Origin of the sequence: Streptomyces sp. NPDC052682 (genome assembly GCF_040678435.1) — a bacterium.
Classification (GTDB): domain Bacteria; phylum Actinomycetota; class Actinomycetes; order Streptomycetales; family Streptomycetaceae; genus Streptomyces.
In genome coordinates this window covers 534,202-545,200 of sequence record NZ_JBFATS010000001.1, presented here as the reverse complement: position 1 = coordinate 545,200, position 10,999 = coordinate 534,202, and the positions used below count along the sequence as shown (strand labels likewise).

8 protein-coding genes are annotated in these 10,999 nt (G+C 75.2%); 4 read left to right on the top strand and 4 right to left on the bottom strand.

The window, feature by feature from the left end:
- The 4 genes from AB0K80_RS02340 to AB0K80_RS02325 form a co-directional block, all read left to right on the top strand.
- Positions 1 to 246: UTRA domain-containing protein (locus tag AB0K80_RS02340; protein WP_365664913.1), on the top strand; the 246-nt coding region annotated here is incomplete at its 5' end.
- A 333-nt stretch (positions 247 to 579) separates the two neighbouring features.
- A complete protein-coding gene (ettA, locus tag AB0K80_RS02335) occupies positions 580 to 2,244 on the top strand; it encodes an energy-dependent translational throttle protein EttA (RefSeq protein ID WP_365664911.1) in 1,665 nt (554 codons plus the stop codon).
- 2 nt (positions 2,245 to 2,246) lie between these two features.
- Positions 2,247 to 2,669, top strand: a complete 423-nt coding sequence (locus AB0K80_RS02330) for a thioesterase family protein (protein WP_365664909.1) — start codon at positions 2,247 to 2,249, stop codon at positions 2,667 to 2,669.
- Positions 2,666 to 3,334: a hypothetical protein gene (locus AB0K80_RS02325; RefSeq protein ID WP_365664908.1), complete on the top strand. Its 669-nt coding sequence runs from the start codon at positions 2,666 to 2,668 to the stop codon at positions 3,332 to 3,334. Before AB0K80_RS02330 ends, AB0K80_RS02325 begins: the two co-directional genes overlap by 4 nt.
- A gap of 32 nt (positions 3,335 to 3,366) precedes the next feature.
- Here the strand turns inward: AB0K80_RS02325 and AB0K80_RS02320 are convergent, their stop codons facing one another.
- The 4 genes from AB0K80_RS02320 to AB0K80_RS02305 form a co-directional block, all read right to left on the bottom strand.
- Complete coding sequence (locus tag AB0K80_RS02320) at positions 3,367 to 4,323, bottom strand: ABC transporter ATP-binding protein (RefSeq protein ID WP_365664907.1); 957 nt, start codon at positions 4,321 to 4,323, stop codon at positions 3,367 to 3,369.
- 49 nt (positions 4,324 to 4,372) lie between these two features.
- Positions 4,373 to 7,081: an FtsX-like permease family protein gene (locus AB0K80_RS02315; protein WP_365664906.1), complete on the bottom strand. Its 2,709-nt coding sequence runs from the start codon at positions 7,079 to 7,081 to the stop codon at positions 4,373 to 4,375.
- A 76-nt stretch (positions 7,082 to 7,157) separates the two neighbouring features.
- Positions 7,158 to 10,448 (bottom strand): ABC transporter permease, encoded by a 3,291-nt coding sequence (locus AB0K80_RS02310; protein ID WP_365664904.1) that lies wholly within the window; start codon positions 10,446 to 10,448, stop codon positions 7,158 to 7,160.
- A gap of 108 nt (positions 10,449 to 10,556) precedes the next feature.
- Complete coding sequence (locus AB0K80_RS02305; protein WP_365664903.1) at positions 10,557 to 10,970, bottom strand: globin; 414 nt, start codon at positions 10,968 to 10,970, stop codon at positions 10,557 to 10,559.
- Positions 10,971 to 10,999: the final 29 nt, after the last annotated feature.

Below are 10,999 nucleotides of genomic sequence, written 5' to 3'. Positions count from 1 at the left end.
GCCGGGGCGGGAGTCGTGAACCGCATGGCGGCGATCGGCGTCACCGTCAGCCATGCCGTGGAGCAGCCGGAGCCACGACAGGCGACCGCCGAGGAAGCCTCACTTCTGGGCATCCAGAAGGCGGCACTCGTCACGCACATCCGGCGGACCTACTACAGCGACGACGGGCGGCCCGTGGAGACGGCGGACATCGTGGTGCCCGCGGCTCACTGCGAGATCGTCTACGAAATCCCGATCAACCGGTAGGCGCATGCTTTTCGAGTGCGGGATACGGCGGTCCAGCTGTGTGCGTTGACGTCCTTGAGCGGCGACGGTGGTCATCCCTGCGATCACGCGCAGTAGTAGCGGAACCCCCCGATGTGGGCTGCCGAGTGATCATCCCTGGGCCGTCCCTGGGCCGTGCGAGGGTGCCCGAGGCCGACCAATGGCGACCGACAGTGACAGGCAGGTCTCCGCCGCCAAGCGCGAAGCCCCAGGTCAGCGCACCCCTACCCTTCGCGTTTCCACCCAGGGCTAGCCGTACGGCAAGATGGGGTGTATCTGCCCACTGCCAGATTTCAAGCTGCCGGACGGTTTCTCTTGGCTGAGTACATCTACACCATGCGCAAGGCGCGCAAGGCGCACGGCGACAAGGTCATCCTTGACGACGTCTCCCTGAACTTCCTGCCTGGCGCGAAGATCGGTGTTGTCGGCCCGAACGGTGCCGGTAAGTCCACGATCCTGAAGATCATGGCGGGGCTGGAGCAGCCGTCGAACGGTGACGCCTTCCTCGCGCCCGGCTACAGCGTCGGCATCCTGCAGCAGGAGCCCCCGCTGACCGAGGACAAGACCGTCCTGGAGAACGTCCAGGAAGGGGTCGCCGAGATCAAGGGCAAGCTCGACCGGTTCAACGAGATCGCCGAGCTGATGGCGACCGACTACTCGGACGCGCTCCTGGAGGAGATGGGCAAGCTCCAGGAGGAGCTCGACCACGCCGAGGCCTGGGACCTGGACGCCCAGCTCGAGCAGGCCATGGACGCGCTCGGCTGCCCGCCCGGCGACTGGCCCGTCACCAACCTCTCCGGTGGTGAGCGCCGCCGCGTCGCGCTGTGCAAGCTGCTGCTCCAGCAGCCCGACCTGCTGCTGCTCGACGAGCCCACCAACCACCTCGACGCCGAGTCGGTGAACTGGCTGGAGCAGCACCTGGCCAAGTACCCCGGCACCGTCGTGGCCGTCACCCACGACCGGTACTTCCTCGACAACGTGGCCGGCTGGATCTGCGAGGTCGACCGCGGCCGGCTGCACGGCTACGAGGGCAACTACTCCAAGTACCTGGAAACCAAGGCCGCCCGCCTCAAGGTCGAGGGGCAGAAGGACGCCAAGCGGCAGAAGCGCCTGAAGGAAGAGCTCGAGTGGGTGCGGTCCAACGCCAAGGGGCGGCAGGCCAAGTCCAAGGCGCGTCTGGCCCGCTACGAGGAGATGGCCGCCGAGGCCGAGAAGATGCGGAAGCTGGACTTCGAGGAGATCCAGATCCCGCCGGGGCCGCGGCTGGGCAACGTGGTCGTCGAGGTCGAGAACCTCAGCAAGGCCTTCGGTGAGAAGGTCCTGATCGACGATCTCAGCTTCACGCTGCCGCGCAACGGCATCGTCGGTGTCATCGGACCGAACGGCGCCGGCAAGACCACGCTGTTCAAGATGATCCAGGGCTTCGAGCAGCCCGACTCCGGCACCATCAAGGTCGGCGACACCGTCAAGATCTCCTACGTCGACCAGAGCCGCGAGAACATCGACCCGAAGAAGACGCTGTGGGAGGTCGTCTCCGACGGGCTCGACTACATCAACGTCGGCCAGGTCGAGATGCCGTCCAGGGCGTACGTGTCCGCGTTCGGGTTCAAGGGGCCGGACCAGCAGAAGCCGGCCGGGGTGCTCTCCGGCGGTGAGCGCAACCGCCTGAACCTGGCGCTGACCCTGAAGCAGGGCGGCAACCTGCTGCTGCTCGACGAGCCGACCAACGACCTCGACGTCGAGACCCTCAGCAGCCTGGAGAACGCGCTGCTGGAGTTCCCCGGCTGCGCCGTGGTCGTCTCCCACGACCGGTGGTTCCTCGACCGTGTCGCCACGCACATCCTCGCCTACGAGGGCGACTCCAAGTGGTTCTGGTTCGAGGGCAACTTCGAGTCGTACGAGAAGAACAAGATCGAGCGGCTCGGGCCGGACGCCGCGCGTCCGCACCGCGCCACCTACAAGAAGCTGACCCGGGGCTGATCTTGCGGCATCTCTACCGCTGCCCGCTGCGCTGGGCGGACATGGACGCGTACGGGCACGTCAACAACGTGGTGTTCCTGCGCTACCTGGAGGAAGCCCGGATCGACTTCCTGTTCCGCCCGGACAAGGAGTTCAAGCAGGGGTCGGTGGTGGCCCGCCACGAGATCGACTACAAGCGGCAGCTCGTCCACCGGCACGCGCCGGTGGACATCGAGCTGTGGGTCACGGAGATCCGGGCGGCGTCCTTCACCCTCGCCTACGAGGTCAAGGACGGCGACCAGGTCTACGTCCGGGCCTCCACGGTGATCGTGCCGTTCGACTTCGAGGCGCAGCGGCCCCGCCGGATCACCGCGGAGGAGCGTGCGTTCCTCCAGGAGTACATGGACGACGGCGCCGGCGAAGAGGCGGAGGCCGTCGCCGCATGACGGTGCTCCACCTCGCCGACGAGGGGGAGGCGGCGGACCTCGCCGCCTTCCTCTCCCGGCTGCTCCACTACGACCGCTCGGCCGCGGTGCGCCTGCAGGCGGCGGGCACGGCCCTCGCCGTCTTCGGGCGGCCGCCGTCCTTCGAGGTGCTGGCGGTCCGGGCGGTGCGGCTGGCGAAGCCGTACGAGAAGGGGATCGACGTCACGCTCGACGTGACCGTGTCCGCCGGTGAGTTGCTGGAGTCGGTGGACGAGACGGCGGCGACGGCCGTCGTACCGGCCGCGGTGACCGGGCCGCCGTGGGCCGGTGTGCTGCCGCCGCGCGGCGGCTGGCGGCCCGAGCCAGGGCTGCCCGCGCCGGACGCCCTGCGCGCGCTGGTCGCCGCCGCGGTCGCCGAGTTCCGCTCCCGTACGCAGGACCTGGCGCCCGAGGAGCGCACCCGGGCCGCACTCGACCGGATCGGGCGCGAGATCTGGTCCCGCACGGTGGGGGAGACCGGCCTGCCGGTACGGGCCGTGCACGCGGCCCAGTCGCTGGGGTTCCTGCGGCCCGAGGGCGAAGCGGGGCTGTTCGGCTCCGGCGCGTGGCTGCGGCTGCGCACGCCGTACGGGTCGATTGCGGTACGGCGGGCCGGGACCGGGGCGCTCGGCCTCAGCGTGCGCTGAGCCGGCTCTCCCCTGACGCTCCTGCCCGCTTCTCAGTCTGCCGCGCTGTCGTCCGGCCGCACCGCGATGTGGTCCGGCTCCAGTTCCAGCGCGACGCGGTCCCGCATGCCGAGCGCCCTGGTGTACTCGGCCGGCAGTTGCAGACGGCCCGCGCGGTCGAGCATGGCGTACTCGCGGGCGACCAGCCGCTCGTGCCCGGTCGTCGTGTCCACCTCGCTGCGGCGCAGCACCTCCGTGGAGGTACGGCCGTCGCGGATGGCGACCGTGCGGCGGACCTGGTTCGCCACCGCCTGGTCGTGGGTGACGATGACGACCGTCGTGCCGAGTTCCTGGTTCGCGGTGCGGAACGCGGCGAAGATCTGCTGCGCGGTCCGGGAGTCGAGTTCGCCGGTGGGTTCGTCGGCCAGCAGCACCGCGGGGTCGTTGGCGAGCGCCACCGCGATGGCGACGCGCTGCTGCTGGCCGCCGGACATCTGGTGCGGGCGGCGGTCCCGGCAGTCGGCCACGTCCAGCAACTCCAGCAGCTCCAGGGCGCGTCGGGTCCTGGCGCGGCGGGGGACGCGGGTGCCGCCGAGCTGCATGGGCAGGGTGACGTTCTGGGCGGCGGTCAGGTAGGGCAGCAGGTTGCGGGAGGTCTGCTGCCAGACGAAGCCGACCACCTCGCGGCGGTAGGCCAGGCGGTCCTTGGCGGTCATCGTGAGCAGGTCCCGGCCGGCCACCCGGGCCGCGCCGGCGGTGGGGGCGTCCAGACCGGCGAGGATGTTCATGAGCGTGGACTTGCCGCTGCCGGAGGCGCCGACCAGGGCCATGAGCTCGCCTTCGCGCACCAGCAGGTCGAGGCCCTGGAGGGCCTGGACCTCCACGCCGTCCGCGCTGAAGATGCGGACCAGGCGGTCGCAGGTGATCAGGGCGTCGTGGCCGTAGGAGGGCCGGTTGCGGCCGGCCGTGGCGCGCGCCGCCAGGTCGGTGAGGGTCGGGTGCGTCGTCATCGGGGCTCCTGGGCGGTGGTGACCGGTGCGGTGGCGAAGGCCGGATCGCTCATCTGGTGTCCCCCGCCCGCAGCTCGCGCACCGCGCCCCGCCGGCCCGTCCACCACGCCTGCCCCGCCGCGATGCCCACCGCCAGTACCACCACCGCGACCGCGGGGACCAGCAGCGACAGCGGGTCCGTGCGCAGGGGCGTGCGGCCCTGTGGTGACGGGGTGGAGGCCAGCGCGATGGTCGTCAGGTCGATGCCGGGCGCGAGGAGGCGGATGGCCGCCCAGGCCGTCAGTGCGCCGCCGGCCGCGGCGAGCAGGGCCTGGGGCAGGGACTCCAGGACCAGCAGGCGGCGGCCCTGGGCGCGGGTGAGACCCATGGTGCGCAGGCGGGCCAGGAACGCGGCGCGTTCGGGGGCGGCCCGTACCAGGGTGAGCAGCAGGGCCAGGGCGCAGTAGCCGGCGCCGGCCGCCACCGCCGCCGTGTAGACGCGCTCGGCGCCGGTCTGGAGGGGCGAGTCGGCATAGCGGGCGCGTTCCCGGGCGCGCAGCGCCAGCTGCGCGCCGCCGCCGGCCGCCGCACGCAGCGCGCTCGCCTGGAGGCGCTCGCCGGTCAGGAGCAGCGCGGTCGGGCGGGCGGCGCGGGCGGTCAGCGCCGCCCGGTCGACGACCAGGAAGTCCCTGCCGACGACCGCCGGTGTCCGGTCGCGTACCAGGGCGATGCGGACGGTGACGGTGCTCCCGTCCTCCATGCGCACCGGGAACGGCCCGGTGCCGTAGGTGCGGGCCACCCGGGGAGAGGCCAGGGCGGGGACCGCCGTCGCCTTCTCCGCCGTCGCCTTCCCCGCCGTCAGCCGGCCCGCGGGGAACGGCCCGAGTCCGGTGGCGCGGGCGAGGGGCGCGTAGCTCGCCGGGTCGACCCCCGCCACGGGGACCGACACCGCGCCGTCCCTGGGACTGGCGTGGTACGCGATGCTCACGGCGGCCAGTTCGCGGACGCCGGGGGTGCGGCGGACCCGGTCGGGCAGGCCGGACGGCAGGGCGTGGATCGACTCGACGCGGGCGTCCGCGCCGACGGCGAGCAGGGCCGCGCGGTCGCGGGCGTCGGCCACACCCGCCAGCACGGAACCGCCGAACGCGGCCGTGGTCAGCGCGGTCAGCAGCGCCAGCAGGGGCAGAACCGGGGAGGCGGCCGTACGGCCCGCGCGGGCCAGGGACAGCGGCCCCACCACGCCCCGCAGCCGCCCGGCCGGACGGGCCAGCCCGCGCAGCGGCAGCGGATACAGCCGGACCAGGACCAGCGCGGCGATCACCGCCACCAGCACCGGCGCCAGGGACACCAGCTGGTCGGCGGACGAGCCGGTGCCCCGTCTGCGCAGGGCCGCCACGGCCCCCACCGCCAGGGTCAGCAGCGTCAGTTCGGCGACCGTACGGCGGCGTGAGGGACGTACCGAGGTGACGTCCCCACGGGCGGTGTGGACGCGTACGGCGCGGTGCGCGAAGGCGGCGCGCAGGGGCAGCGCGGCGCAGGCCAGGAGCGCCACTGCCCCGGCGGCGGCCACCGCGTACGGCAGCCGGGCCCCGCCGACCGCGGCCAGCGCGACGGCCAGCCCAACGGCGGCGGCGGGCAGCGCCACGACGGCCGTCTCGGCCAGCAGCCGGCCGGCGATGCCGGGCAGGGAACCGCCGCGGGCGCGCAGCAGGGCGAGTTCGCCGCGGCGGCGGTCGGCGGCCAGAGTGCCGGCCATCACCAGGACCACGGCGGCGACCGTCGCGGTGCCGAAGGCGGCGACGGCGACGAGCGGGCCGATCGCGGAGCGCAGCTCCGCGTACCCGTCGAGCACGTCGTCGAGGTCGGTGCTCGCCGCCACGTCCGGGGCGGTGAAGGCGCGCGCCTCCTCCAGTCCCGGCCCGGACTCCAGGGCCGCGACGGCGGACTTCACCCGGGCCAGGTCGTGGGCGTGCAGGCCGGTGCCGGAGGGCGCCACCTGCCAGTACCGCCAGGGGTCCGCGGGTGTGCCCAGCATCGCCGGGGCCGCCTGCGGCGCCAGCAGCAGCGCGCCGAGCCAGTACCGCTTCGGATCGGCGTCCCGGGAGGGCAGCGGCACCAGGCTCGGGGTGCGCATCAGCGGGTACGTCGACCAGTACGCCCCGTCGGGCACGCGCGGTTCGACGATGCCGGTGACGCGCACGACGAGCGGGGCGCGGGCCACGCCGGGGAAGTGCACGACCGCCCCCACCCTGACCCGCAGGTGCCGGGCCGTCTCGGTGCTGACGGCGGCCTCGACCGCCGCGGTCGACGCGGTGACCTCGCCCCGTGCGCGGGGCAGCCGCCCGGCCCGCAGCCGGGCGTGGTCGCCGAGCGCGTTCTGCGCGGTGAGCACGAAACGCGCGGGCAGCCCGTTGGGCCGGGGCAGCCACGGGTCCGGCACCTCCTGCGCGTCGGCGGTGCGGACCCCGTAGGAGGACTGGCCCGGGTCGACCGGGACGCCACGTCCGGCCAGCGCGAGCACCTTGGCGTGCGGGCCGCGCAGCGCGCCCGGGCGCAGGGCCGCCTCCCGCTCGTCCTGCCGCAGGGTCACGGCGGGCTGCGGCGCGTACAGCTGCACGGTGGTGCGGGCGGGCCCGGCCGTCTGCACGGCCCGGCGCAGACCGGCGTCGCCGTACCGGTCGGCCGCGCGCGGCAGCGCGGCGGCCAGACACGCCGTCAGCGCAGCCAGCAACGCCAGGGCCGCCGCCGCACCGGGCGCGGCCCGCAGCCGGGTAGGCACCCACGGCGCGGCCACCCGCGGCCGTGGCAGCCGGGGCACCCGCGGTTGCGGCCGTTCCCGCGACACCCGTGTCACCTCACGCACCTCCCTGCTCCGGCAGCGACCGCAGCGACGCCACCGCGTCCGCCCGCCGCAGCGTCAGCACCGCCGTCACCAGCAGGGGCACGGCCGCCACGGCGGCCAGCAGCACCGCCACCCGCCCGGGCGGCAGCTCCACCAGCGCGTCCGGCACCGGCCGGGTGGCCTGCGGTGTCAGCAGGATCAGCGGGATCACCGCCCGGGCCAGGACCGTGCCGAACAGCGCGCCGACGGCCAGCGCCAGGCCGACCAGCACGCCGTGCTCGACGACGATCACCCGGGCCAGCCGCCGGCGGGAGGCGCCCAGGGCGCGCAGCACCGCGAACTCCGCGGCGCGCTCGCGCAGCGACCCGGCGGCGCTCACCGCGAACCCGACCGCCGTCAACGCCGCCGCCGCGACGGCCGCCGCGGCGAACGCGGCCTCCGGTCCCGCGCCGAACGGGTCGTCGCGCAGTTCCTCGGCGATCTCCGCCCGTACCACCACCTGGGACGGCTCCACGTCGGGCCGGGCGCGCAGGGCCGCCGCCACCGCGGCCGCCTCGCCCGGCGCGGTCCGCAGCCACCACTCGGTGGGCGGGACACCGGCCCCGGACCGCGCCTCGAGCACCCGGTTGGCGGCCCGCAGGTCCATCAGCAGCGCCCCGCCGTCGCCGGGACCGCCCGTGGACGTGGTCGGCAGGGCCCGCACGGACCGGACGATCCGCACCGGCACGGTGGAGCCGCCGAGCGTCACGGCCACCCGCTGCCCGGGGCGGGCGCCCGCCGAAGCCAGGTAGCGGTCGGTCGCCACGGCGGGAATCTCCCGCACGGCGGCCTGGCGGACCTGGAGCCGGACCGTCAGCAGGGAGGGCCGCCGGTAGGCCTCCGCCGGGACGTACCCGGTGCCGTACTCGACGGCCGGCGAGCCGGACGACACCAGGCGCGGCCGGGTCGGGCTCGTCCGCGCGTCGGGCGACGACACCGTGCTGCCGGTGCGCGAGGACGGCGTCCAGCCGGCGGACAGGGCCAGGCGCCGCGCGCGGCCGCCGGTGTCCGTGGCGGTCAGCGCGACCACCGTGAACCGGTGGTGCTCCGCGCGGTCCGCCGGCTGCGGCACGTCCAGCTGGAGCCCGGTCAGCGTCAGCCGCCCCGGAGGTGCCTCGGCGAGCGCGGCGAGGTCGAGGGACAGGGCGTGGCTGCGGCCGTCGGCGGGCAGCTGCCCGAAGGTGAGCTTGTACGGGGTGCCGTAGCCGTCCTCAAGGGTCGCCCGCACGTCGGCTGTCGTGCCCGGCCCCGCCGAGCCGCGCAGACGTGCCGTCAGCGTCAGGCGCGCGGTACCGGCCGGGACCCGTACGCCCGCCGTGGCGCCCTTCGGGGCCAGGCCCGCCAGCAGCGGCCGGACCGGCCCGCCGGCCAGGTCGGAACGCATCAGCACCGCGTCCGCCGCGTGCGCGGTGTCCAGCGCCAGCACGGTCGCCGTCCGGTCCCCGGACAGCGGCACGGTGGTACGGAACGCGGGGGCCGCCCGCGTCACGCCCGGCACGCCCGCGTATGCCTGGGTACGGCCCAGCTCGCCGTCCCCCGCGGCCAGCACACGCACCGGCACCCCAGCCCGGAAGTCGGCCTGGTCGCCCTGCGAGCGGTCCCAGGAGGCGCCCTGGCCGATCGCCAGCATGCCCAGCGCGACCGCGAGGACCAGCAGCAGCACCGGGCCGGCGCCGCGCATCGGGCGGCGGCTGAACTGCCAGCCGGCCAGTGCCCCGGGCAGCCCCCGGCTGCCCGCCGCCCGGCGTTCGGCGAGCCGGGCCACGGGCGGCAGCAGCCGCAGCGTCAGCACGGTGCCGGCCAGCAGGGCGAGCGCGGGGGCGGTGACCAGCAGCGGGTCGATGCCGAGCGCGCCGGAGCTGTCGGCGCTGACGGCGCCGGAGGTCTGCCGCTCCAGCTGCCAGTACGCGACGGCGGCCAGGGCCAGCAGCCCGACGTCCCCGCCCGCGCGCACCGGCCCCGGCAGCGACCGGGCCCGGCCGGTGCCGAAGGCCGACACGAACGCAGGCAGCGACACCGCCAGCGCGCAGGCCGCCGCGACCCCCGCCGCCACCAGCCACACCGTGCCGCGGCCCGCCACGGAAGCCACCGAGGTGTCCAGGCGCAGCCCCACCCGGGCCAGCGCCCCCTGCCCGGCCAGCAGCCGGGTCAACGGGCCCGCCAGCAGCGGGGCACAGGCCGCCGCGGGCACCGCGAGCAGCAGCGCCTCCAGGGCCGCGAGCCCGGCGAGCTGCGCGCGGGACCCGCCGCGCGCCCTCAACAGCCGTGTCTCGCCCGCCCGTTCGGCGCTCAGCAGCCGGGCCACGAGCACCAGCGTGCAGCCCGCGAGCAGGGCCAGTTGCAGGGCGACGATCAGCAGGGTGGAGCGGGAGACCAGCAGTGAGCGCTCGATGCGGTCCAGGACCGTGGGCAGCGACGTGCGCACCTGCGGCGTCCCGCCCAGCGCCGGGTCCTTCCGCAGCGCGGCGCCGCCCTCGCGCACCGCCTCGCGCAGCGCGCCGATCCGCCCGGCGGTCAGCGCCGAGAAGTCGGCCGACGCCAGCCACGCCGACGCCCCGGCGCTGACCCGGCCGCCGGAGAGCACGGACGGGTCGGTGAGCAGCGGCCCGTACGTCGTGAAGTCGACTTCGACGACGCCGCGGCCCCGCATGGGATCCAGCTGCCAGTAGGGCGCGGCGGGGGAGACGGGCCGGTACAGGCCGGTGATCCGCACCCGCGCGGCCGGGCCGCCGAGCCGGTCGGTCAGCGTCAGCCGGGCGCCGGGCCGGAGTCCGAGCAGCCGGGCGGCCGTCTCGGGGAGCGCCGCCTCGATCGTCCCGGAGCCCGGGCGGGGCATCCGCCCGGCGGTGATCCGCACCTGGGCGCGGTCCAGCACCGCGAAGTGCGTCAGGTCCGGGTCACCGGCCCGGGCGGCCGGGTCCTGTAAGGAGCGGGGCAGGGCGTACGGGCCGGAGCGGGGCAGGGCGCGCAGGGTGACCGGCAGCCCGTCGAAGACCTCCCGTGCCCCGGTCCGTACGGCCGTACCGGCGGCGGCGCGCGCGTCCGGCGGCACGTCGGCCTCCACGGTCAGCGTGGTGCCGGCGGCGTTGCGCGGATCCCGCAGGGCGTGGCGCAGGGCCGCGTCGCCGATCGCGCCCGCGTAGGCGGTGAGCGTGGCCAGCACCGCCGTGGTCAGCAGGACGGTGAGCAGCGCGGCGGCGAGCAGCGGGCGGTGCTCCCGCGCCCGTGCCGGGACCAGCCTCGCGACCCCTGCGACCCCCGTCACCCGGCCCCCCGCCGTTGTCCAGACCTGCGGGTGATGCTGTCAGAGGGAAGCGAGGCCGAGTAAGCGTCTGTCGGTCAGGCTTGACCGGATCGTGATCGGAAGCCGGTGTCAGTCCGGGGTGTTCACCATGGAGGCCGCCGCGTACGTCAGGTAGTTCCACAGCGTCCGCTCGTGCTCCTCGGACAGGCCGAGCTCGTCCACCGCGACCCGCATGTGCTTCAGCCACGCGTCGTGCGCCGCCCGGTCCACGGTGAACGGGGCGTGCCGCATCCGCAGGCGGGGGTGGCCGCGGTTCTCGCTGTACGTGGTCGGGCCGCCCCAGTACTGGATGAGGAACAGCGTCAGGCGCTCCTCGGCGGGGCCCAGGTCCTCCTCGGGATACATGGGCCGCAGGACCGGGTCCTCGGCGACTCCCTCGTAGAACCGGCGAACGAGCCGGCGGAAGGTCTCCTCCCCGCCGACCTGCTCGTAGAAGGTCTGCTCCTGAAGCGTGCCGCGCCGAATCTCTTTCACGCGCTCCATGGTCTCAGACGGGGCGACGTAGGTCCCAG

Coding starts and splice junctions, on each gene's coding strand:
- AB0K80_RS02305 (WP_365664903.1), bottom strand. CDS start 10,970: ATGGAGCGCGTGAAAGAGATTCGGCGCGGCACGCTTCAGGAGCAGACC.
- AB0K80_RS02320 (WP_365664907.1), bottom strand. CDS start 4,323: ATGACGACGCACCCGACCCTCACCGACCTGGCGGCGCGCGCCACGGCC.
- AB0K80_RS02325 (WP_365664908.1), top strand. CDS start 2,666: ATGACGGTGCTCCACCTCGCCGACGAGGGGGAGGCGGCGGACCTCGCC.